This window comes from Paenibacillus sp. FSL H8-0548, from assembly GCF_038630985.1.
Lineage (GTDB): Bacteria > Bacillota > Bacilli > Paenibacillales > Paenibacillaceae > Pristimantibacillus.
The window spans coordinates 7,196,934-7,219,746 of the sequence record NZ_CP152049.1 but is presented as its reverse complement, the minus strand read 5'-3'; the positions used below and the strand labels follow the sequence as shown (position 1 = coordinate 7,219,746).

Here is a 22,813-nt window from a genome sequence, read left to right as displayed (position 1 = left end):
TGCACCATACAATCTAATGGTTATGCCGTATGGTTGAAGATAGATGATTAATTAGCCAATAAGATGATGGCCGTTGAGATTCCAGAAGGAGGATGAATCACATTAGGAGGTAACGCAGGGGGGGGAGAACTTATGTTTAAAAAGAGAAGCAGCGTGTTGATATTTTTGGGGGTTGTCATGTTAACGCTTGCTGCTTGCAGTTGGACTCAGGATGCGGCATCGAAGCCAGTGAAGCAGATACAAAAACAACCTAAAGAGGAGCAGCAGAACGAACAGATACAGCCAGCAGAAGAGCTTACGCCGACGTTGAAGGAATCGGCGGCACAGGTTATGACTGCTCTTAAGGCTGGAGATATGAATACGCTCGCGGGCTGGTTGAGCTCGGACGGGGTTCGATTCTCACCGTACGCCAACATTAACACAAAGACTGATATTGTATTGGCAAGTGATGAGCTTGAAGGTTCAATGGCGGATACTAAGAAACGCGTGTGGCGGACTTTCCCTGGTACGGATGATCTCATCGAGTTGACGTATTCAGAATACCATAAACAATTCGTCTATGATGCGGACTTTATTAAGGATGCAGAGATTTCAGTGAATGAGGAGTTGGGAGAAGGTGCAATGATCGGCAACTTGAATGAGGTGTATCCAAAGGATAGCTACGATTTTGTAGAATATCATATTGCGGGTACAGATCCTTCAGCCGAGGGGAGAGACTGGCGCAGCCTGCGCCTTGTCTTTGAGAAGGTAGGAGACGATCATATTAAGCTAGCCGGTATCATTCACGATCAGTGGACACCATAAGTGAAAAGGTAAAATCGATTCCAAATACGAACGATGAACCTTTTATTTTTGGACAGGGTAATGGACCTGACTCCGCCTGCAATTATCATTTGTGAATTCGAATGTGAGCAATGGTATGCTTTAAGGAGATACTGAAAAGGCGGTTACATGCGGCATGGACATAAATGATCTCGTTGTTCTGTGGAATCACGTGCATTGCAAAGTCATAGATATTCGTCGCATCACGCTTCGGGCTGGTGAATCCATACGCTCCTATTATGTGCCCTCAAGCTTATTTCTTATGGCGATTCGCGGGCATTGCCGCCGAAATGGCCGATCCTGGCTGGGCTTCGTTTACTACAGAAGCATTGCCACAGTATGCGGGAGACTATATTATTCTGACCTCCGATTCGGAAGCGCTGGATGAGCTCAAAGCTAATCCGATCTGGGGCTCGCTGCCAACAATCAAAAACGATCACGTGTTTATATGGACAAGCGATCGCTCCGGCTACTGGGACCCGATAGCTATTCTGAGCCAGACGGAAGAATTGGCTGCATGGCTGACAAGCCTCTGATTTTGCTGCGTGTCCGATCAGAAGCATGGAGACCTCGATAGTGACGGTATCTGCACTATGCAGAATTACTGAATAAATATCAGCCAATTGTTAATTTTGAAGGACCACTGGCTTCTTATCGATAATTGTCAAATAACTGCAGGAAACAAGTATATGGCATTTTTAATAGATTACAAATGAATTCTGCCCGAAGCAAGTTGTGGGGAGGATTCTTTTTTATTATATAGGAAACTATGGATTCTCCAAACCTATTGATAACGATGCTGCACGAGCAGCCGGAGAGGGGATAACGAAAGCTAACGGAAGCCAGCGACGCTAAAGTTGCATTTTGGGTTAGCGTCACATTTTAACGGAAGTGGGAGACGCTATTACGCAGAAATGAAGCGATATCGTGTATCTTTTGTACAAATAGAGGCCCGTGTTTCCGTTACAATCTTGAAACGACATATATAGGCGATTTAGCGTCTCTGGTTTCCGTTAGAAGTCCGAGCTGACGCGTCTGCGATGTGTAATCACCTGTAAGGGTGATTTTGTTATGATTTCATTCCAGAACTACATGCTGGTCCGTATTTTGATGTAAACGGAACAGCAGAGACAGCTGCTTGGCGAGAAAGAGCGGCGTGTAGGGCATATCATCGCGAAGCCAGCAAATAATGGTGCCGATGAAGGCGGAGGAGCCATACCAGATTGCAATATCTTTCGGGACGATTACAGCCGGAGTAGACGAGGAGTCGTCTCGGCTCTCTTTTCGAGTAGTAATAATATCAATCATCAGATTCATAAGCCTATCGCTGAAAATAGGTATGCGTTGTGTAGAGAGCAATACCTTGTAAAACTTTGAATTTTCTGCGATGTGCTCGAGTATTTTGACCAATATGGACCAATCCCTATCTATAGAAGGAGACAGATTTTGAACATCATTCAGAATAGCTTGAAGTACATCAATCATGTCATCTGCCATCTTCTCAAGCATATCTGGAATATCACGGTAATGAAGATAAAAGGTCACACGATTAATGGTTGCGCGTTCAGCAATCCGGTTCACGGTCATTTTCTCAAGCTCAGTCTCTTCAAGCAAATCGATAAATGCATCTCGAATCAATTGGCGTGTACGAAGTACACGCGGATCGGTACGCGGTGGTGGTGTTGACAAAGACGCTCAATTCCCTTCTTCATAAATTTTCTATACGACAATTCAATCATGTTTTGTCGTTTATTTTCCGAGTAGACGACAATTTTTGATGGATTGTAAACTAATAAACATTTTTCGGAAATCTGTAGTTTGTGAAATATAAGAGAAATAATTATAATCTTTTACATCGAGCTTATTATACTACAGAGTGTCTATTAGGTTCACGGAAAATTTGAAGGGATGGAGCAGGATGAGTAAAAACTTAGCTTTTGACAGCAGTACCATCAAGAAAGGTCCTTTATTGTTTGTTATGATTCTGGGGGCGTTCATCGCCGTTCTGAATCAAACCATAATGAGCGTTGCACTGCCGGAGCTGATGGTGGACTTCAGCATTGAGGCCTCCACCGCGCAATGGCTAACAACCGGATATATGCTGGTTAACGGGGTTCTTATTCCGATAACAGCCTATCTCATGCATCGGTTTACTACCCGTGAGCTTTTTCTGTCTTCTATGTTTATTTTTCTCGTCGGAACCATTGTTTCGGCAGCAGCGAATGACTTCAACATATTGCTGACTGGCCGTTTGATTCAAGCGGCTGGCGCTGGTATTATTATGCCGCTGCTAATGAATGTCATCCTTACCGTTTTTCCTCCTGACAAGCGGGGAGCCGCGATGGGAATGGTCGGTTTAGCCATTATTTTTGCCCCTGCTATCGGGCCTGCAGTCGCTGGTTTTGTCATGGAGCATTATTCTTGGAAGACTATGTTCTATGGAATGATTCCGTTTGTTGTTATTGTTCTAGTTGTGGCATTAATTTATTTGAAAAATGTGACAGAACGAAGCTATCCCAAAATTGATGTTTGGGGTGCGCTTCTCTCAACGATCGGATTTGGTGCTGTTCTTTACGGTTTCAGCAGTGCTGCAAGCAAGGGGTGGTCAAGCGCGGAAGTGGTTATACTTCTTGCTGTAGGTATTGTCTCCTTGATTTTGTTCACCTGGCGGCAACTGGTTTCCAAGAGTCCGCTCCTGGATCTAAGGGCATTTAAATACAGCATGTTCTCCCTAACGACCATTATTAATATTGCGGTTACCATGGTTATGTATGCAGATATGATGCTGCTTCCTCTATATTTGCAGAATGCACGTGGATATACAGCTATGGAGTCCGGGCTTTTAATGCTTCCTGGAGCACTTATGATGGGACTGATGATGCCGGTGACAGGCAAGCTTTTCGATCGGTTTGGAGCGAAGTGGCTGTCCATTATTGGTATGGCTATTACGATCGTGACAACAATCGGCTTCGTTAACCTGACCGACTCCACCAGTTTTACGTATTTGGTTCTGATGTCTACAGGACGACGTATCGGGATGGCCTTGTTTCTGATGCCAATTACAACGGCGGGCCTAAACCAGCTACCCACAAGACTGCATGCGCATGGTACGGCCATCTCCAATACGATCAAGCAGGTGGCTGGTGCGATAGGTACCTCTCTGATTGTCACGATTATGACGAATAGTACTAAGTCGCATCTTCAGGATATGGCCGCCGCTGGTGACTCCTCTTCACAGAAGGATATGATCGTGCAGGCGTCTATTCAAGGTATTAATGATGCGTACCTTTTCATTATTGGAATCGGCGTTGTCGGGCTACTGCTTTCTTTCTTCATTAAACGTAAGGGGCAGGCCGAGGAAGTAGAAGAAAAACCGAGTGTTGCTCTGAGCGGAAAAACAGCTGTTGAATCATAGGAAGAAGAGTTAGCCTTGAAGTAAATAGGCAAACAAAATAAAGACCCGAGAATGGTCGCTTTGAGAAAAGCGACTATTCTCGGGTCTTCTTTTGAAATATAGGAAAGTATATCATTTCGCCATACTATCTCTATATTTCTCCGGAATGAAACGCGCAGCGTCGCCAAAGGGCGGCGATAGCCGTTTCACCTTGAAATATAGGAAAGTATGGGTTTTCCTAACCTGTTGATATCGATGCTGCGCCAGCAGCTGGAGAGCGGATAACGAAAGCTAACGGAAATCAGAGACGCTAAAGTTCCATTTTTGGTTAGCGTCACATTTTAACGGAAATGGGAGACGCTATTCCGCAGAAATGAAGGGAGATCGGGCATGTTGGGTACAAATAGAGGCCTGTGTTTCCGTTACAATCTTGAAACGAAAAATAAAGGCGATATAGCGTCTGTGGTTTCCGTTAGAAGTGTGAGCTGATGCGTCTGCGATTCCAATCACCTGTATTTATCAAACGATATAACTTGAACTTAAAAAATGTAGATCTAGCGAAGCTAGAAGATTGTTCTGAAGGGCTGCGCAGCGCTCAAAACATAAATGCTTAGATTAACTTATATACGCTGAAATTTTTTTTGAAAAAAGACTTACATCGGAGTCATGAATTTTGATATACTAACAAACAGACCGGTTGGTATGTTGGGAGGAAAGAATGAATGTGGATACAAAATCGCGGATGATTGCTATGGCTACAATCCTTTTTCAGCAAAAAGGTTATAAAAGTGTAGGGCTCAATGAAATTTTAAAAGCCTGCAATGTTACAAAAGGAGCGCTCTATCATCATTTTCCAAATGGCAAAGAGGAACTGTTAATTACTTGTTTATACGGCTTAAATGAATCGATTACGACAGATATCGAGGCTATTTTCAAGAGGCATCCAGCAACTAAGGAAGCGGCACAATCCATAATTGATACGCTCATTCACAGCTTCGAATCAGAGGGGACTATTACTGGCTATACATTTAGCAGTATTGTCAGTGAAATGGCCACCGTGAGTGAACCTATTCGCAACGCATGTAGTGCACTTTATGAAAACATTCAACAGATATACTATGTGAATCTTGTATCCGAAGGCTTCTCGAATGAAGCAGCTTCCGCTGCCGCATTGTTGTTGACAGCTTCGATTGAAGGCGCGATGATGCTCTGTTTAACGCAAAAATCATCAGATCCTTTAAAAACGATCGGTAAGCTATTACCGAATATACTGAAGGTTTAGTCATGCGAAAAAGTATGATTAGCTTAACGGTTTTACCCTATATTTGAAAGGAAGAAAAAAATGAATCAAGAAACTAGATTGCCAAGAAACGGGAAAGAGGGCGCGTTATTTGGTGCCATCATTGTTACACTTACAGCTGCATTTATGACGACATTTAGTGTCATTCTTGCTGTTGGGGAATTCAATCAAGATGTTCTCTTAATGATCCTTAAGACGTTGCCGATCATGTGGGTGATTGCCATGATTCTTGAACCGGTTCTTATTGGTCGTATTGCAGAAAAATTGGTGGCGAAATTCACAAAACCAACGGATAGCTTTAATGCAAAGATTTTATTTCGCATCGTATTTACTGTAGTAGGAATGTCGTTCTGTATGACGCTTATTGGTGGCATTGTAGGGAATGGTTTTAATACAGAAACCTTTAGCAACTTCTTATCGAATTGGCCAAGAAACTTCGCAATTGTACTGGTCGCTGAGTGCTTAGTGATTCAACCCATTGCACGATTTGCGATGGTAAAGCTGCATGCCGCTCAAGAGAAGAAGCAAGCCGTGCTGACGTAATATACATGATGCAACGAAACTAAAACTTATAATAAGTGAAACAAGCTCTCAGTCGAACCTATTCGTCTGAGAGCTTGTTTTAATTTTGATAAACAGCTCCTAAATGATGCCATATGTTTCCTTTGCGTTTTCTGCTAATATTGGATTTGAATTACGAGAATAATAATCCAGCACGGGGGCTTGCAGCTATGCCATACAATATGTATTTATCAGCGTTGCTGATGGCAGCCACCTGCTGCTCACTGGTCATCAGTTATCTTTGTTGGAAAAGAAGAGAGCTCCCCATCGCGATCAGCTATGGGCTGGGTGTGCTGGCGGGCGCCTTTTACTCATTTGGTTATGCCTTTGAAATTATTAGCGGCTCCCTAGAGCATATACGCTTCTGGCTGCGCGTCGAATATATCGGAATCCCTTTTGGCACGATCTTGTGGTTTATTATGGTGCTGCAATATACGGGGCGCCAATCACTTGTCCGTACGAAGTTCGTCATACTGCTGCTGATGGTTCCCCTGATTACCTTTATTGCTCATCATACGAATGAGTGGCATCATTTATTTTATACAAGCATGAGTCTAGATTACTCGGAGGGCTTCCCTCTGGTTATTCTGGAAAAAGGACCGCTCTATCAACTCCACGTCATATATTCCTATTCGTTTTTTGTCGTAGGCATGGGCTTAATGATTCAGATGTTCCTTAAAGCGACATCCCGGATGAAAAAGCAAATTGCCCTCATGATCATTGGTTCCTGTGGCCCTTACGGCTTTACTTTGATCTATTTAAGCGACTTTCTCCAATTATCGATTGATATTTCTGCCTTTGGGTTCCTGTTCTCCGGTATCTTCTTTATGTGGGGCATTTACCAATTTAATATGCTGAGACTTGCGCCCCTAGTGCTGCAAAAGGTATTTGCCTCTATGCAGGACGCTGTTATGGTGTTTGACCTGGATAATACGTTAACGAGCTTCAACGATTCGGCTAAACGCGTCATTGAAGGCATTCACTACAATTGGGTTGGCCTTCCCGCTGATCAGGTATTTGCGAAATACCCCAATTTGCTTGAGAAAATGCTGCAAGGTCCTTTGCAGGAAAATAAGGTTCAGCTTGCCCGACCAGCGGATGATCGATTTTATAATATTCATATCTCTTTCATTCAAGACAATAGGCACAAGCCCGCAGGGAAAATGCTGCTATTAACCGACGTAACGGAAACGGTACGAACGGAGGAACGGCTGCAAAACAACGCTAGGCAGCTTCAGGAGCTAAATACGTTTAAGGACAAAATGTTCAGCGTCGTGGCCCACGATATTCGTGATCCGCTTGCGGTATCTCTGAATTTAATGGAGCTGATGGAGGAAGAGCTGCAGGATTGTGGAGAGCAGCATAATGAAATTGTATTTGAAATGGGCCAGCAAATTCAGAAGACGTATCAATTGGTAGAAAGTCTGCTGGAATGGTTTCAGAGCCAGCGCGGCGGAATGGTGTTCAATCCGGTGGTCAGGAATCTGGCACAGACGATACGGATGAATACGCAATTGCTGCAAGTCCGTAGTGAAAGCAAAAATATTCGCATCCTATCCGAGGTCGCGCAGGAAACGTATGTTGTAGCGGACAAAGAGATGCTGGATTTGATAGTCCGCAATCTGCTGTCCAATGCAATCAAGTTTACGGAGGAGGGCGGAGTAATTCGAGTAAGAGCAGAGCATGCAGATGGAAAAATGAAGATCTCGGTAAGTGATACGGGAATGGGGGTTCCTGCGGAGCAAGCGGATTCCCTCCTGCAGAAAAACGCCTTTCCTGTCCCTTCAATTGGAACCGCCGGGGAGCGTGGTGTTGGGCTGGGCCTCACCTTATGCCGAGAATTTGTTCAATTAAACGGGGGACATATCTGGTTCGATACGGCTTCTGGGCAAGGGAGTACGTTTTATTTTACCCTCCCACTGTCGGAGCCAGCGCAGGATGTAGATAGGAGGACTGCCGGGTGAGGGTTGTTATTATTGATGATGAAAATGCAATGCATTTGATTATGAAACGAATGCTTAGCAAGATCGATGGAATTGAGATCGTAGGCAGCTTTCATGAGACGGCAGCTGCTAGTGCATTTATGCTTGATCATGACATCGACATGATCTTTATTGATGTTCATATGCCGAAGGAGAGCGGACTTGAGTTTGCCCAGCGTCTAAGGGAGAGCGGAAGACAGACAAAGCTTGTATTCGTCACCTCGCATAAGGAGTATGCGCTGTCGGCGTTCGATGTTTACGCTTATGACTATATGGTGAAGCCTGTTGTTCAGGATAGGCTGCGTCAAACCGTCCAAAGGGCTCTTTCCGAATGTATTGGAGACTCTGCCCCTGCAGCTAAGCTGTGGTTCAATTGTCTGGGGCGAATAGAAATTCGAAATACCGAAAACAATATTGTAAAGTGGAGGACGAGCAAAAGCACGGAGTTGTTCGCCTATTTGTCGATGCATAAAGGCAGGCTGGTATCAAGAGCAAGACTTATTGAAGATATGTTTGGCGGTATGCCTCGAAAAAATGCAGAAACCTATCTGAACACAACAGCGTATCAGCTGCGCAAGCTTCTCGAGGATCATGGACTTAAGGGGAGTCTGCATTCCGATGGCAATCATTATGCATTAAATCTTAATGAATTTCACATTGATTTATTGAGATTTGAAGAGGGCTGCAAACAGATGGTGAGGGTTCATCATCAGAATATTGAGCAGGCGCTTGAGCTTGAACAGCTTTATGTTGGCGACCTGTTCGGAGATCTCGCTTACCCTTGGGCGTGGAGCGAGATTGAACGGTTTTCGCAAATGTATATGTTATTTTCCCAGCGAATATGTGGTTTTTTGTTGAATAAGGGAGATACGGCAGAAGCGATTCGACTGTTGAAGAAACAAAGCGCGATAAACGAACTGGATGAAGAGATGGTTCAGCTGCTAATGCGGGCACTCGCGATACAGAAAAATAAAGAAGCGCTAATTCGAGCCTATGAGCAATTCTCAGTTTCCTTGTATGTTGAAATGGGCATAAGCCCTTCGTTTGAAGTAACAGTTTTGTTCGAGCAGCTGCTGATGGAGCTGGATTCATAATAGGTTAGAAGTAAAGGTCCTGCACACGCAGGACCTTTTTTGCTTTTTATTTAAGCTTTTGTATACTTGCCAATTAAGGCAGCAAGCTCGCTCCAGTGCTCACATTGATCCCAGTGGAACGATGCTGGAAGCTCGTACATCTCCTCCCAGGATAGCTTTTGCAGGAATGGCTTTAAGATTTGCTCCACGCAGATCACCTGCATAATTGTTCTCATGCGGAACTGCAGCGGATAGCGCCGCTCCTTGGAGATCGGCTGGAAATAGGTTTCTGCCATGTAATCGACTAATGCTTCGCCCTTTTCCTGCTCTTTATGCTGATTCCATACTTGTTTAATTTCATCCGTTAACTTACGCCAAGGGGTGTCTGCTCGGGGGTAAACGATCCCCATAGTAGCAGCATCCTTGTAGGTCCATAGAGCCCAGGACACATCATTTTCCTCGCAAAGATCCAGCATATCTTCTATAATCGTGACCTGAAACTCGATGACTTCCTTCTCAAACACTAATCCAAGCTCACCGCACCAGATCGGGCGCTTATATTTCTCGCGAATCGTAATCAACTGATGGAACCCCTCTGCAAATATTTCTTTACGACGCTTGCGGTCCATTTCCTTTGTAAGTACAGCTGGTTCATCGACGAATGGATAGAAATGAAATTCATAAGCGACCTGTGGATCATCAATCGGATCGATCATGGAAAAGTCAGTTGTGAATGTATTGCCTTCAATAAAAATAATATGCTGCTCGTCATATTTGCGGATTTCAGCAATGACCTTTTGATAAAATTCATTGAATACGGCAGCATTGGTAACCATGGAGGGTTCATTTACAATATCGTAAGCGGCTACCCAAGGCTGATCCTTGTAATACTGGGCGATATAGCCCCATAATCCGATAACGGTATCGCGCAAGGCTCCGTACTCCCAGAATAACGGCAGACCTGAGTTCGTATCACAGTGCCAATCCGGATTTTGTCCGCCTGGAACGGAGTGAAGGTCGAGAATACCGTAGATCTCGTACTTTTCACATAAGGAAATGATATGGTCAAGATAGACAAAACCTTCGTATTTATATTGATTTGGATTCTGATCATCGATAAAGTACTTATAGTTAAACGGAATCCTTAAGGAGTTAACGCCTAGTTTTTTGAGAAATTCAAAATCCTTTTCATCTACAAACTCTAATAAGAAGCGGTCGAAAAATGCTGTGCTGCGCTCGTCGCCGTATACCTCAGCAAAAGCTTGTTTAATCATCGTGTCGGTGCCGGGCAAACCGATCATAAAATGCTCAAGATTCATCCAAGAGCCTAAGCCAAAGCCTCGAAATACTATTTTTTCACCGTTAACTGTAAAATCCTCGCCAACTACCTGTACAAACGTATTGCTGCTATTTGTCATATCTAAGCTCCTCATTTCATCTGTTAGTTTTTCATACCTGTTGTTGCGACTCCTTGAATAAAGAATCTCTCACCTATCAAAAAGACAATAACCATAGGAATGGTAGCTAGCAATGTTCCCGCCATAAGCAATCCATAGTCCATGGTGTGCTCGGTTTGGAATGCTTTTAAACCTAGCTGAAGTGTCTTTAATGTATCGTCATTCAAGTAAATCAGCGGTGCTAAATAGTCATTCCACATAAATGTAAACGTAAAAATACCAAATGTAGACAAGCCTGCTGCGGATAATGGCATAATGATTTTCCAAAAAATCTTCCATTCATTAAAACCATCTACTCGGGCAGCCTCATTAAGCTCATTAGGCAGGCTCAAGAAAAATTGCCGCATGAGGAAAATACCAAAGCCGCTAAACAACTGAATTAAAATATAACCGCTATGGGTGTTATACAGCCCTAAGCTGCTCACTACTGAAAACTGTGGCACCATAATGGAATGCCAAGGCATCATTAAGTTAGCCATAAATAATACAAAGATCGTATTCTTAAACGGTACCTTCAGCTTAGCGAAGGCATAGGCTGCCATGGAGCAAATAATAACCTGCAAGCCAGTAATGATCACAGACAGCTTTAAGGTGTTTAAGAAATATCGGCCAAAAGGAATGGTCGTCCATACCTCTTTGTAATGATCTAGATATAACGATTGAGGAATCCAATTCATCGGATTTTTAAATAGATCCACATCCGTTCGAAGTGAAGTAGAAATCATCCATAAGAACGGAAAAAGAGTTGCGATCGAGAAAGCAATAAGAAAAAATAGCAATAAATAGTATGCAAGCTTATCTCTGTTCGATTTATTGATGATATCCATCTTGGGTACCTCTCTTTCATCTTAGTAATTCACCCATTTTTTCTCTAGCTTGAATTGAATTAATGAGATCACCATAATAATGAGAAACAGAACCGTAGACATCGCTGCAGCATAGCCCATTCGGTAATGAATAAATGCTTCTTGATAGATTCTGAGGACTAGCACATTGGTCGAGCGCCCAGGTCCACCGTCTGTCATGACGGATACTAAATCAAACACTTGGAAGGAGTTGATGATGGTTAATATGAGCACCATAAATAGAGTTGGCGACAGTCCAGGCAAAGTGATATATAAGAACTGCTTAAACTTACCGGCACCATCAAGCTTAGCGGACTCGTATAAATGCTCAGGAATTCCCTGAATGCCTGCAAGCAAAATAATCATGTAATAACCAAAGCTTTTCCAAACAGCGACAAGTACAATAGCGAATAATGCCCACTGAGAGGACATTAACCATTCAGGAGGATTGGTTATGCCTATAGCCTTTAGAATATGATTAATGGGACCAGATAAAGGGTTGAACAAAAGGCCCCAAACGATTGCAATAGATACCATGGACGTGATTTGAGGTAAATAAAAGGCCATGCGTAAATATTTGCGAAGATGCCATATGTTGTTTAAGGCAATGGCAGAAAATAAGGCGAACAGCATCGTTAACGGAACAAATAAAAGGGTATAAACAAAATTGTTTTTTAGTGAAATAAGAAAATAATCATCTGATAATAGTTTGGTATAATTGCGGATGCCAATAAAATTCGCTTTAATATTGAAACCGCCGTAATCGGTAAAGCTCATCATAATCCCATAGACTAATGGAATGAAAATAAAAATTGCGAATAAAATGAAGGCCGGAAGAATGAATAGCGACCCTGTCATATATGACTTGTAGTGATGCAGACGTCTACTCGTCATCACATCAACCTCCTTATCGAATGTATTAAGCGATGAAAACAAGATCGGCTTCCGTCATAAAGCGGAAGCCGATTGCTTAGCTATAATTACGGATTAAGAACAGATTGACGTTGTTTTGAGAAGTTTTGCATGGTCTTTGCAGAGTCCTGCTCTTGGAACAGGAATAGATCTCGATTTTCGCTATATACGCGATTAACCTCATCAATTTGTGAAATAGGTTGATTTTCTACAACTGTGTTGGCTTCGAAAAAGAAGCTGCTGCCTTGAATTCCTGTTGCATTAAGGAACGCTGCCTTTGTTTTATCGCTGGAATATGCCGGCAATACACTGGATTCGGCAATGATGGATTCGCCTTCCTCACCCGTTACAAACTGCACAAATTTGAAAGCTGCATCTTGTTTGTCACTTTCTCCGTTAATCCCAATAAAAGTACTTACTCCACCAACGGTGATCGGGTCAGTCGTTCCTTCTGGCAATGGAAGGGGGGCCATATCAAAGGCAATATCGGTCTTGCCGTCTGCAATATCCGCTTTAAGCATATTGAGAGTCCATTCGCCATTAATGAGCATAGCCACATTTCCACTTTCAAATTGCTTAATCCAATCAATGCTTTCGGATTTCATTTGTTTATAGCTCATATGAGAACGATCCTGCGTATATAGGCGTTCTAAGTAATCTAGCCAATCCGCTACATCATCTAAACTATCGTCTAAAATGGTTGAGCCCTTTTGAAGAGCGCCAAGTGGTGCAGTAATCCAATCCGCGTAGTAACCGCCCCATTGCTTGTCTACTCCTTCGCCTTTGGTTAAGCTTTTCGCTAACTCGGCATATTCATCCCATGTCGTTTGTGTAGGATATGGAATGCCTTCGCGATCAAAAATAGCTTTGTTATAGAACAATGCGTACTGCGAGGTACGATAAGGAAGAGCATAATATTTGCCTTCTGTTAACACCTCGATAATATCTTGAAAGCTAGTACCATATGCACCCACGTCCAAATTCGCCTCTTTAATTCGATCTGTAATATCAAGAAGCTGGTTTTTGGATGAGTATAAGCCTAAGCTGCTTGTGCCGTTGATGCTATACACATCCATTTCCGAGCCGCCCAAAAGATTAGTCATAATTTTTGTATTATACTCATTCGAATTATTGCTGATGGTGTTCAGCTGCACCTCAATATCGCTATTTTGTGCATTAAAGGCACCAACAACCTTTTTCATATAATCCTCTTCATCGGTCCATGTGTAATATTGCAAAACCACTTTTTCGTTGCTGCTTGTACTGCTTGGCGTGTTGGTGTTGTTTGAGCTGCAGCCAGCTAATGTTAACGTAAGTGCTGCAATTAACGATAAACTGATATAACTATATTTTTTACTCATGTGAGCCCCTCCTGTATTTGTGTTGTGCTTTCATCTTAATGGCAAAGGGTGATTTGGGTAAGGTGGAACTTTTATCATCGCTTTATACATAGGAGAGCAGCTGAATTGTATAATTACAGTAGTGAATGGAGTGTTTTAGTATCATACTGGTGGAGTCGCAGCTTGAGAGGGTGTATAAAATTTCAACCTTTACAGAACAATGGATATCACATAGAATCTGTTTTATTTGAGTGGAAAGGATGGCTTGTATGTTTATTTTCTTAGTGTTTATTCTATTTATTGCTATAGCGCTATTCTGTCTGACACAGCAAAAATATACAAAAGCCACTCTATTTATGCTATTGATGGGGCTTTCCTATCTAATTGTAGTTTCCTGTATCATTATTTACATGTCCAAGGATGCCTATTATTACTATAGTCTTGATAATTATTTTGGAATAAAGCAAGCGCTTCAAAATCAATTAATGTTTCTGCCCATTTCAAAATTCACCTTGATTCGAGTTTTTAATCTTTTTACGATGCTATTTATTTACACGGGACTTTGTTCAGCGATCTATTTTGCTTTTAACATTTCTTCCAAACGTGGAACGATGCTGTTGGCCTTGTTAGCTGTTCCATGTATGGTACAGGTCGTTTTATATGATCCATCCTTCTATACGTACCTATATTATAAGCTTTATCCAGACTACATGACCTCGCAAGGCTTTAATTCTGCCTATGAAGCCATTCATAACATCACGTTTACGATGAATACCATTTATATTGCAGCGGGGGTTGTTCTGCTCCTATATGCTTTGTATGATGCACCTAAGGTTCGTCAAATCCGAAGTAATATACTCATGATTTTAATGTCGTATATCTCCGTTCAAATTACGTATTATTATATGAATTACTGGGCGCCGGATATTTTAATTAAGGTTTCAAAAGCAGCTCATTTTATACGGTTCAAACCGATTAATTTAGTGGGGAATCCATCGATTTATACGTTATTGCCGTATATTGCGGCGTTTTGTTTATTTGTTAGTTTATATAGCATATACAAATATGCCCGAATCCAAAATAGTATTAAAAATCAAGAATCCGTTATTTCTCATAATATTGATTCTGCATTATTAACGTCCCGCGTATTTAGTCATTATATTAAGAACGAATTGTTGGCTATTATGGCACAAACGGAGTTTTTGGAAAGCATGTGTGAAAAATCGCCTGAAGTCGTTGAGGAAATACGTGTGATTGAACAGCGTTGCCATAAGGTATATGATCGATTAGATGCAGTGCATCAAAAAAACCTAAAATCTAAAATCGAGTTAGAGCCTGTCTCATTAAACGAGCTTCTGGATAAGCTGCTGGATGACATGAGCTTGGAGCTCAAGCATACTAAGGTGAATTATGCGAGGCTTCAAAGACAGCTGTTCATTATGGCTGATCCCTACTATTTCTCTCAAGCTATGGAAAATATTTTATCTAATGCAGTGGATGCACTTGAATTTGTTCCTGAGAAATCGAGATCTATTGATATTGAAATCAATCTTAAAAATAAGTGGGTCGAGCTAGTTATTGGTGATAATGGTGTCGGAATTGCGGAAGAGAATATGAGAACTATTTTTCAACCCTTTTATTCGTCTAAGCCTACGGCTACAAATTGGGGGATGGGGTTGTCGATATGCCACACGATTATAACGACGCATGGGGGCAAAATCAATGCGGTTAGTAAGGAAGGCGAAGGCAGCTCGTTTCGTATTGTTATGCCTTTGCTTTCGGCTGCCGAAAATTGAGGGAGATGAAGAACAGCATGACTATGCCCAAAATTAAGGTGCTTATTGTAGAGGATGATCACTTGATTGCCAAGCGCTATCAAATGATTCTATCTAAAGATGAGCAAATCGAATTTGTTGGGAGGGCGTCCAGCGGATACGAAGGAACCATGCTGGCCGCACTCAACAAACCAGATATTATTTTGATGGATATTGAGCTGGAGGATAAGCAGGCGGGACTCAGAGCAACTTCGGAAATTTTAAACTATATGCCCGAAATTAAAATTGTCATACTGACCGTTTGTGAGACGGATGATACGGTATTTCGCGCATTTGAGCTAGGTGCAATGAACTATTTGTTAAAAAACATGCCAGCAAATGCGATATTGGACGCTGTAAAGGATGCTTATTATGATAGACCGTCCTTGCACGCCAATATTGCTGGGAAAATTACGCGGGAGTTCAAAAGAATTAAGACAACGGAAGATAGCTTGCTGCACAATTTTTATATTTTGACTCAGCTCACACCTACGGAACTGGAGGTTTTAGAGCTATTAATGAAGGATTATACCCGTCAGGAAATATGCAAGCTAAGACATGTGGAGCCTTCCACTCTAAAATCACAAATTAACAGCATTTTAAAAAAATTCAATAAAAGCAGTGTTCAAGAGATTGTACCTGCCTTGCGAGAGCTGCATATACCGCAAATTCTTTCACAAAGAAAAGGAAAGCAATCACTTTTTTAACGGGCACAAAAGTAAATGAGGAGCAGATCGCTTGTGCGAACGGCTCCTCATTTTAATATTTTCAGTCTGCTACTGTGTTTTGGGCTGAAGCAGGCTGTTTCTGTACTCGGTCAGTGGCGCTAGCCAGACCATGCCAGTTCCCCGGTACACATTAACGAGCCCCTCGCCGGACATGGCAGAGCCTATCCGGGTTTTTCCGGATTTCTCAACGGTGAAGTCCAGCGAATTAGACCACATTAATGCAAAGTTTCCATCGACCTTCAGCACATCATTCTGCAGCTCGATGACAACGGCCTCCTCCGAGGGAATTGGGGCTTCCAGGGCCAGGATGCCTTTACCTTTCGCACTCAGATTAAACAGCCCTTCCCCGCCCAGAGCGGCAGAGGAAAGGTTCTTGCGCGCAGAGACTGCGATTTGCAGTGATGTCTCACAAGCGAGGAACATGCCATCTTCAATGACAATATGGTCGTTATCTACATCAATCAGCCATAAGTATTTATAGGTCGTTTCCAGCATAATCGTGCCAGTGCCTTTGTAGAGCGGTTTAATGGCACTGGTCCCGGTTACTGCACTGGACACGAGATTTCTCATCAATCCTCCGACCCCCTTCACTCCTGAGGTCATTTCAATATTGCCGACCATATACTGCATAGCCCCAGCGCTCAGCATAACCTCGCTGTTTTTCAGCTCAATCATCAGCTGCTTGTTGCGCATATTGCTCTTGCTCATGAAGAAGTTGGACTGTGCTTCCGCGAAGGTAGTATTACTCAAATCCTCTTTATATTCGATAACCGAAAACCCGCCAAGCTGTTCCTTGATTACGACGTTGCTGTTATCTTTGAGATTATTAATGGTGAAAGCCATAGTTAACCTTCTCCTCTACTTACAATTATAGGTGTTAAAGCGAATCTTCAAAGGCTAGATATTCGACATAAAAATGGTATATCCTTGCCTTTGTTATAATTTTTTGATGAAAATTTGGAAAACTATATTATAAGTAGGGCGAATTCTTAATCGTCACCTTTCCCAAGGGAATTTAATACGATGAAGCATGGAACATGACATTAGCCCAGAAAGGTGTGCGATTATGGACGGAACTATCCTTAATTTCTATGCGGGAGGAAATACGGCTCACGGATTCACGAACCTGTATGATTCGTCGCTTCAAGGATTAACACGTGTATTTGTTTTAAAAGGGAGCCCGGGTACGGGGAAAACGAAGCTCATTCGAGAAATCGGAGATCAGATGGTGCAGCAGGGCTGCGAGGTCTGGTTTATCCACTGCGCTTCAGATAACGATGCGTTGGATGGCGTCATTATACCCAAATTAAAAGTAGGAGTTGTGGATGGAACGGCGCCGCATCTCATTGAGCCCGATTTACCTGAGGCGAACATCGTTTATGTGGATTTGGAGCAGGCTGCTGATAAGCTTCAGTTAAGCTTGCGAAAGCAGGAAATCAAAAGCTTGATCGAGCAAATTATGCAAGCGCATAACCGCGCGTATTCCGGCTTTGCTGAAGCGCTTCGCATTCACGACGAATGGGAAGCCATCTATATTGCCAATATGAGCTTTCAAGCAGCTGATGAATTGACCGAGGAATATACTCAGCTCCTCTACGGTGACCAGAACCTAGAGAGGCTAAGCCGAATAGACCATCGTTTTCTTGGTGCGGCGACGCCTAAGGGTGCTGTAGATTACGTCCCTAGTCTGACCGCAGGCTTAAAGAGGTATTTGGTTAAGGGCCGAGCTGGCTCAGGTAAATCAACCCTGTTGAAAAAATTAGCAGCCGAAGCAGTTCAGCGCGGCTTTAATATTGAGATCTATCATTGCGGCTTTGATCCGAACAGTCTCGATATGATTATCGTACGAGAGCTGGGGTTCGCTATTTTTGACAGCACCGCACCGCATGAGTATGATCCTGATCGTGTTACCGACGAGATTGTCGATATGTATAGCAGATGTATTAAGCCAGGCACGGATGAAACCAATTCGGATGCTATCGCCGAGATTAAAGGACGATACACTCAAGCTATGAAGCAGTCTATACAGCATCTGGCACATTCCAAATGTTTGCGGGATGAGCTAAAGGAAATCTATGCGTCGGCAATGGATTCCGACCGTGTAGATCAGATTAGATCCCAAATTGAACAGGAAATCAACAGAATAACTCATTAGACTGGTAGTGGCGCCATTATTAATGGACAGATCCTTGGGCAGCATTCGCTTTAGGGAATGCTGCCCTTATCCAGTTGTCTATCATCCGGTGGGGTTCAAGGGTCTCGAGGGATCGGATTGCAAGTCGATGGAAGGAATTAGAGGTCATATTCGTGAAGATAAGCAATGGCTTCCGCTCTGCTGGAAACGCGAAGCTTTTTGTAAATGGTATTAAGGTAGTTTTTTACTGTACCCGTTGTCAAAAATAAATCTGATGCTATCGCTTGATTAGACTTTCCTTGCTTTAGATTCCTTACAATGTTTTTTTCCTGAATGGTCAAGCTATTCAAGTTTTCATTATGGCTTGGATTAGAATGAGCTGCTGCTATTTCCTCCAAGGTCCGTTCCCCTAGCTGTTCTGAAACGTTTAGTGCGTTAATAAGGCGCGATTGAATGCTGAAGGGATAGTTTATTCTCCCATCCAAACAGTCCTGAACAGTAGATAAAATTTTATCAGTCTCGACACCCTTAACTAAAAATCCGCTGGCACCATAACGTATAGCCTCCAAAATATATTCCTCATCCTCGAAAGTAGACAGAATAAGTATCTTTGTATCCGGATAGTCTGCTTTAATTTGCTTGGTTGCCTGCAAGCCATCCAGCTTTGGCATATGGATGTCCATGAGTACAAGCCCAGGCCGATGCAGCTCTACCTGTGCTACCGTTGCCAAGCCATCACCCGTCTTGGCAACTACTGTATATTTATCCTCCATATGCAAAATAGCCGCTAAGCCATCACGTATTAAAGGCTGGTCGTCAGCAATAATAACGGTTGTTTTAGACAATATGCTCACTCCATTCAAGTGGTTTTGTTATAAATGGAATAGTGATTTCCAGTGTAACACCGCGGGCTGAGCCATTGCTTGTAATCGACATTTCTCCCCCAGCATCCGTCACTCTTTCTTTCATGGCGTTTAGACCAAAGCCATACACCATCTGCAAGGGAGGCTTGCCGTTATCGGATAATATAAATCGGATGAGTCCAGCATGATGAGTTAAGGAAAACTGAAAATGGGTGCTGGTGCCATGTCGAATTCCATTGGTTAAGCCCTCCTGAAGAGCGCGATAAATGGTTAGCTCAATCAATGGAGGCAGCTCGGGCAATGCAGGGTCTATTTCGTATGTAATTTCAATACGGGTTTGCGTCCTCGTTTCATTAATCAATTGTACAAGCTCGGGCATAAAAGAGTCACCCGGCATATTCTCACGCAACAAATGCACCGATGACCGTACGTCATTCAGTCCGCTATTAATCGTATCCTTCGTTCGAGTGACCATTTCCAATGCAATGGTATATTCATTTTTTTGGATAGCATGCGCAGCGGTTTGCAGTCCCGTTATGGCGGACGTTAGCGTATGTCCAACGGAATCATGAATATCTCTGGATATTCTTGTACGCTCTTGTAATATGGCTTTTCGTTCTAGTTCCATCGAGGCAATTCTGAGTTGTTCATTGTCGGTTGCTAGTTGATTCTTTTGCTGAAAAGCAATTCTGGCAAGAAGACTCATTCCGAAAATAGCAAAGTAATCGATGACCCGAGGGAAAAGTAGATATACTTGTTCGAGCGGCGGCATTTGGCGGTAGATCAAAACACCTATTATTATGCTGACATAGCTTACTGTAGTAAAGATAATAGCATGGCCTCTAGAGTGATAGAAGGTAAATTCCCCAATGAGAATTAACAGATAAATTTGTGCAAAAAAGCTTTCCGACCATATCGATATGACTAAAGACAATGCTAGTTGGAAAATGATAAACAGAGTTCCCATCATTCGACTTAGATCAAGCTTTAAGAGGTAATCTCGAATTAAGACAAGTACGGCATAGCTGCATGAGAGCAGAGCCAGCCCAAAAGAAAGATTAGCGGTATGGAGTAATAAGACGACTGTTGCTCCTAGGACGAATATGGTTAAGATGAGAGTCATTCTTTTAGTTAATTGTACATCCATAGCATACCTCTTCGGTAATGATTAGTTTTGTTAAAATATAGGAAAGTATATCATTTCGCCATACTATCTCTATATTTCTCCGGAATGAAACGCGCCACCGCCATAAGGATGGCGACAGCCGTTTCACCTCGTTAATTGTAACATAAACGTGACTTTAGTACTGTAAAACCGTAGAGCAATGTCGAATTTTAGCTAGAAAATTGATTTTTTAGTGAACCTCTTCATCTAGATTGGTTTGTGAAAGTGGTTTGTCATATGACAGAATTAATGACAATGCTCACTACTTCGGGAATTTACTTTTCTATATGATAATACTGTACGATCGTCTGAAGTATGGCCATTTGCTGCATATAGCCTGCAAAATGCAGATGCAGAGTACGGTGCGTTGATCTTTAATGATGAGGATCAATGGAAGGTTGAGGTGTATGGAACGGCAGAGGAGCTTCATATTGAATCCGTTACGCTTGATGATGCGAAGCATATTGTTCCGACCGCCATTATCGGTTATACAGCAAGAACCCAAGAAGAAGTTGTTCTCCACGACGCTTTAGGAAATGGAATGTTCGAGAGAAATAAATATACTAAAAATAAAGAGCAGAAGTCAGTTCTTTGCTTGCCGATTATACATCAGAACAAGCTGATCCGCCTGCTTTATATGGAAAATAATATGTCGAAAGGCGTATTTACGGAGGAGCGGCTGTACGTATTAAAGCTGCTAAGCTCGCAATGTGCTATTTCAATCACGAATGCCAAGCTCTACTTGAGCGTTCAGTACTTAAAAAACAACTTAGAGGAGCAAGTCGAGGAGTGCACGCGCACGCTTGAGAAGTTGATGAGAGCAACCTCTGAGGCACTGTCGGAAATGACAGTTTAAGCGGAAAGAAACCGGATTGCTCAGGAAATTCACGATATGGTCGGACATACGCTCACTTCAACGATACTCCAGATTGAAGCGGGAAAACGGCTGTTGCAAAAGGAGGTGGACAGCGCTGTAGCTCGTTTTAAGGAAGCGCAGGATCTAGTTCGGCACAGCTTGAGTGAAATCCGTAATTCGGTTCATTTGCTGAGGGGGCCTTGCTGAAGTTTTGACTACAAGATAATGGAAAGGGATTAGAAATAGTATATAGAAGCACAGTGAAAGTTGGAGCCTGTATAAAGTATGAATAATGCGCAACGTCGGTAGACGGCTGCGTGTTGATGCTTTATACAGGCTTTTTTTGCATCCTACAGGGCAGCGGGATTCATCCGCCTAGCTTATAAACGGGGGGGGGGATCTAGCAAGCAGTAAATATGAAAGCAGGCTTGTTTATTGGCAGCGTATCAGTGCTCGCGATCATTCTCATTCATTTTCAGAAGATAAAGGGATTAAAATCATGCAAGGTCTTCTTGAAAATGACTACATCTATGAAAAGATCGATGACGCTATTGATTATTTCATGAATGAGACGAAGGTAATTGAATAAATAGATAGATAAAACAGTTTAGCGAATGAAACGGGAGTAACTATGCTGAGAAAATACAATATACTTCTCTACTCATCATCGCAAGAAAGATTGTAATAAAGGCTTGTGCAGATCCTTATCTCATGTTGTTATTTATTGATATGTGTATGAATGGAACCAGTATAGGGCTTCCCATTAAAAACATTTTCCCTCTGCGCGTCACGCAGATCGATTCTGTGACGACATAGTCAAGTATAGAGTCGGCGCTGACTTAAGCTAACTTGGTAGGGGGAATTGAAATGGGTAAAATTAATGTTAACAAATCGGGGTTTAATGTTGCGGTGGAAGACACCGACCATTATACGCAAATAGGTACAATTTACGACAATGAGGTTTGGTGTTATGACAAGGCTGACACGAGTCCAGGATACGCGGTAATTAAGTTCCGGAATTCCGCTGGCCAAGTTGTAAAAGGGTACATGTTAATGACGGGTTTCAGCAACTTGCAAAGTGCATACGGGCTTCATCCGAGCTCAACCGCGACGTTGTACGACTATAGTAGCAGTAAAAACATGGCTCATGACATCTTTAATGTTCGCCATGCGACAACGATTTATAAACCTAACGCTTCTTCGATGGGAATCTCTATTCCTGCAGGTGGTCAAGTTGCTATGCGTGACTCGGAAGCGGGGGATTCAGGGTCGTCTAACCCGGATTGGTTGTTGATTCGTTATTATCGTACTACGGCTACTGGTACATGGCAATCCATTTGGGGTGCGACCAGCAATACAGACTACCATGGTTTCGTTCCAGTCGGTTTAAGCAAAGGTTCTACGAAAAACACGATCTCCGTTTACGGCGACTGGTAAGAATCGCGAAAGACGCCTTGGGTTTGCCCAAGGCGTCAAGTTTTACAAAAAGTGCTTTTTTTATTTGAATCGTGAAACCATGTGATCCCTTGTGATCCCAAAAGGTACAGCCATCTCACTTTTCTTGAGT

The 22,813-nt window shown here is 42.6% G+C and carries 21 protein-coding genes; 13 read left to right on the top strand and 8 right to left on the bottom strand.

Translation table 11 applies throughout. The features are described from left to right. The first annotated feature begins 132 nt into the window (after nt 1-132). On the top strand, nt 133-804 hold the full coding sequence (locus MHI37_RS30530; protein WP_076337656.1) for a hypothetical protein: 672 nt from the start codon (nt 133-135) through the stop codon (nt 802-804). Nucleotides 805-1,040: 236 nt separating this feature from the next. Next, a complete protein-coding gene (locus MHI37_RS30525; protein WP_256710565.1) occupies nt 1,041-1,358 on the top strand; it encodes an ABC transporter substrate-binding protein in 318 nt (105 codons plus the stop codon). Between the two features lie 541 nt (nt 1,359-1,899). Here MHI37_RS30525 and MHI37_RS30520 read toward each other — a convergent pair. Then, nucleotides 1,900-2,511, bottom strand: a complete 612-nt coding sequence (locus tag MHI37_RS30520; protein WP_076337655.1) for a TetR/AcrR family transcriptional regulator — start codon at nt 2,509-2,511, stop codon at nt 1,900-1,902. A gap of 229 nt (nt 2,512-2,740) precedes the next feature. Between MHI37_RS30520 and MHI37_RS30515 the strand changes: the two genes are divergently transcribed. From MHI37_RS30515 to MHI37_RS30495, 5 genes are all read left to right on the top strand, one after another. Beyond that, complete coding sequence (locus tag MHI37_RS30515) at nt 2,741-4,237, top strand: DHA2 family efflux MFS transporter permease subunit (protein ID WP_076337654.1); 1,497 nt, start codon at nt 2,741-2,743, stop codon at nt 4,235-4,237. A gap of 697 nt (nt 4,238-4,934) precedes the next feature. After that, nucleotides 4,935-5,498, top strand: coding sequence for a TetR/AcrR family transcriptional regulator (locus MHI37_RS30510; protein WP_256710564.1), 564 nt, complete (start codon nt 4,935-4,937; stop codon nt 5,496-5,498). A gap of 60 nt (nt 5,499-5,558) precedes the next feature. Then, nucleotides 5,559-6,059, top strand: coding sequence for a DUF2798 domain-containing protein (locus MHI37_RS30505; protein WP_076337653.1), 501 nt, complete (start codon nt 5,559-5,561; stop codon nt 6,057-6,059). 188 nt (nt 6,060-6,247) lie between these two features. Further along, nucleotides 6,248-8,041 carry a histidine kinase N-terminal 7TM domain-containing protein gene (locus MHI37_RS30500; RefSeq protein ID WP_076337652.1) on the top strand — a complete coding sequence of 598 codons (1,794 nt, stop codon included), beginning with the start codon at nt 6,248-6,250 and terminating at the stop codon, nt 8,039-8,041. Next, nucleotides 8,038-9,153: a response regulator gene (locus tag MHI37_RS30495; RefSeq protein WP_076337651.1), complete on the top strand. Its 1,116-nt coding sequence runs from the start codon at nt 8,038-8,040 to the stop codon at nt 9,151-9,153. The genes MHI37_RS30500 and MHI37_RS30495 overlap by 4 nt, the downstream gene beginning before the upstream one ends. A 50-nt stretch (nt 9,154-9,203) precedes the next feature. Here the strand turns inward: MHI37_RS30495 and MHI37_RS30490 are convergent, their stop codons facing one another. The 4 genes from MHI37_RS30490 to MHI37_RS30475 all read right to left on the bottom strand — a co-directional run bounded on the left by MHI37_RS30490 (nt 9,204) and on the right by MHI37_RS30475 (nt 13,707). Next, complete coding sequence (locus tag MHI37_RS30490) at nt 9,204-10,550, bottom strand: cellulase family glycosylhydrolase (protein ID WP_076337650.1); 1,347 nt, start codon at nt 10,548-10,550, stop codon at nt 9,204-9,206. A gap of 23 nt (nt 10,551-10,573) precedes the next feature. After that, complete coding sequence (locus MHI37_RS30485) at nt 10,574-11,416, bottom strand: carbohydrate ABC transporter permease (protein ID WP_076337649.1); 843 nt, start codon at nt 11,414-11,416, stop codon at nt 10,574-10,576. A gap of 21 nt (nt 11,417-11,437) precedes the next feature. Then, the gene (locus MHI37_RS30480; protein ID WP_076337648.1) at nt 11,438-12,328 is read right to left on the bottom strand and encodes a sugar ABC transporter permease; all 891 of its coding nucleotides are present in this window, start codon (nt 12,326-12,328) and stop codon (nt 11,438-11,440) included. An 86-nt stretch (nt 12,329-12,414) separates the two neighbouring features. Then, entirely contained in the window at nt 12,415-13,707 is a 1,293-nt protein-coding gene (locus MHI37_RS30475) for a sugar ABC transporter substrate-binding protein (protein WP_076337647.1), read from the bottom strand. A 248-nt stretch (nt 13,708-13,955) separates the two neighbouring features. Here MHI37_RS30475 and MHI37_RS30470 point away from each other — a divergent pair, with 248 nt between their 5' ends. Both MHI37_RS30470 and MHI37_RS30465 read left to right on the top strand, forming a co-directional pair. After that, nucleotides 13,956-15,482 carry a HAMP domain-containing sensor histidine kinase gene (locus tag MHI37_RS30470; RefSeq protein ID WP_076337646.1) on the top strand — a complete coding sequence of 509 codons (1,527 nt, stop codon included), beginning with the start codon at nt 13,956-13,958 and terminating at the stop codon, nt 15,480-15,482. Nucleotides 15,483-15,499: 17 nt separating this feature from the next. Then, entirely contained in the window at nt 15,500-16,207 is a 708-nt protein-coding gene (locus MHI37_RS30465) for a response regulator transcription factor (protein WP_179090243.1), read from the top strand. A gap of 69 nt (nt 16,208-16,276) precedes the next feature. On the opposite strand, the gene MHI37_RS30460 is transcribed toward MHI37_RS30465, so the two are convergent. After that, nucleotides 16,277-17,071, bottom strand: coding sequence for an AIM24 family protein (locus MHI37_RS30460; protein ID WP_076337644.1), 795 nt, complete (start codon nt 17,069-17,071; stop codon nt 16,277-16,279). A gap of 223 nt (nt 17,072-17,294) precedes the next feature. On the opposite strand from MHI37_RS30460, the gene MHI37_RS30455 reads away from it, so the two are divergent. Beyond that, on the top strand, nt 17,295-18,383 hold the full coding sequence (locus tag MHI37_RS30455; protein WP_076337643.1) for a PRK06851 family protein: 1,089 nt from the start codon (nt 17,295-17,297) through the stop codon (nt 18,381-18,383). 137 nt (nt 18,384-18,520) lie between these two features. On the opposite strand, the gene MHI37_RS30450 is transcribed toward MHI37_RS30455, so the two are convergent. Together MHI37_RS30450 and MHI37_RS30445 are read right to left on the bottom strand one after the other, a co-directional pair. Then, on the bottom strand, nt 18,521-19,207 hold the full coding sequence (locus MHI37_RS30450; protein WP_179090242.1) for a response regulator transcription factor: 687 nt from the start codon (nt 19,205-19,207) through the stop codon (nt 18,521-18,523). Then, nucleotides 19,200-20,372, bottom strand: a complete 1,173-nt coding sequence (locus tag MHI37_RS30445) for a sensor histidine kinase (protein ID WP_076337642.1) — start codon at nt 20,370-20,372, stop codon at nt 19,200-19,202. Before MHI37_RS30445 ends, MHI37_RS30450 begins: the two co-directional genes overlap by 8 nt. Before the next feature lie 355 nt (nt 20,373-20,727). On the opposite strand from MHI37_RS30445, the gene MHI37_RS30440 reads away from it, so the two are divergent. The 3 genes from MHI37_RS30440 to MHI37_RS30430 all read left to right on the top strand — a co-directional run bounded on the left by MHI37_RS30440 (nt 20,728) and on the right by MHI37_RS30430 (nt 22,683). Then, complete coding sequence (locus tag MHI37_RS30440) at nt 20,728-21,246, top strand: GAF domain-containing protein (protein ID WP_256710570.1); 519 nt, start codon at nt 20,728-20,730, stop codon at nt 21,244-21,246. Nucleotides 21,247-21,261: 15 nt separating this feature from the next. Continuing rightward, a complete protein-coding gene (locus MHI37_RS30435; protein ID WP_256710569.1) occupies nt 21,262-21,453 on the top strand; it encodes a histidine kinase dimerization/phosphoacceptor domain-containing protein in 192 nt (63 codons plus the stop codon). A gap of 660 nt (nt 21,454-22,113) precedes the next feature. Then, a complete protein-coding gene (locus tag MHI37_RS30430) occupies nt 22,114-22,683 on the top strand; it encodes a hypothetical protein (protein ID WP_076337640.1) in 570 nt (189 codons plus the stop codon). The last annotated feature ends 130 nt before the right edge of the window (nt 22,684-22,813 follow it).

What these genes read in the sequence shown, in the direction of transcription:
- MHI37_RS30515 (WP_076337654.1), top strand. Translation starts at nt 2,741, where the DNA reads ATGAGTAAAAACTTAGCTTTTGACAGCAGTACCATCAAGAAAGGTCCT.
- MHI37_RS30505 (WP_076337653.1), top strand. Translation starts at nt 5,559, where the DNA reads ATGAATCAAGAAACTAGATTGCCAAGAAACGGGAAAGAGGGCGCGTTA.
- MHI37_RS30480 (WP_076337648.1), bottom strand. Translation starts at nt 12,328, where the DNA reads ATGACGAGTAGACGTCTGCATCACTACAAGTCATATATGACAGGGTCG.
- MHI37_RS30460 (WP_076337644.1), bottom strand. Translation starts at nt 17,071, where the DNA reads ATGGCTTTCACCATTAATAATCTCAAAGATAACAGCAACGTCGTAATC.
- MHI37_RS30465 (WP_179090243.1), top strand. Translation starts at nt 15,500, where the DNA reads ATGACTATGCCCAAAATTAAGGTGCTTATTGTAGAGGATGATCACTTG.
- MHI37_RS30445 (WP_076337642.1), bottom strand. Translation starts at nt 20,372, where the DNA reads ATGGATGTACAATTAACTAAAAGAATGACTCTCATCTTAACCATATTC.
- MHI37_RS30530 (WP_076337656.1), top strand. Translation starts at nt 133, where the DNA reads ATGTTTAAAAAGAGAAGCAGCGTGTTGATATTTTTGGGGGTTGTCATG.
- MHI37_RS30455 (WP_076337643.1), top strand. Translation starts at nt 17,295, where the DNA reads ATGGACGGAACTATCCTTAATTTCTATGCGGGAGGAAATACGGCTCAC.
- MHI37_RS30475 (WP_076337647.1), bottom strand. Translation starts at nt 13,707, where the DNA reads ATGAGTAAAAAATATAGTTATATCAGTTTATCGTTAATTGCAGCACTT.
- MHI37_RS30510 (WP_256710564.1), top strand. Translation starts at nt 4,935, where the DNA reads ATGAATGTGGATACAAAATCGCGGATGATTGCTATGGCTACAATCCTT.
- MHI37_RS30490 (WP_076337650.1), bottom strand. Translation starts at nt 10,550, where the DNA reads ATGACAAATAGCAGCAATACGTTTGTACAGGTAGTTGGCGAGGATTTT.
- MHI37_RS30500 (WP_076337652.1), top strand. Translation starts at nt 6,248, where the DNA reads ATGCCATACAATATGTATTTATCAGCGTTGCTGATGGCAGCCACCTGC.
- MHI37_RS30430 (WP_076337640.1), top strand. Translation starts at nt 22,114, where the DNA reads ATGGGTAAAATTAATGTTAACAAATCGGGGTTTAATGTTGCGGTGGAA.
- MHI37_RS30485 (WP_076337649.1), bottom strand. Translation starts at nt 11,416, where the DNA reads ATGGATATCATCAATAAATCGAACAGAGATAAGCTTGCATACTATTTA.
- MHI37_RS30470 (WP_076337646.1), top strand. Translation starts at nt 13,956, where the DNA reads ATGTTTATTTTCTTAGTGTTTATTCTATTTATTGCTATAGCGCTATTC.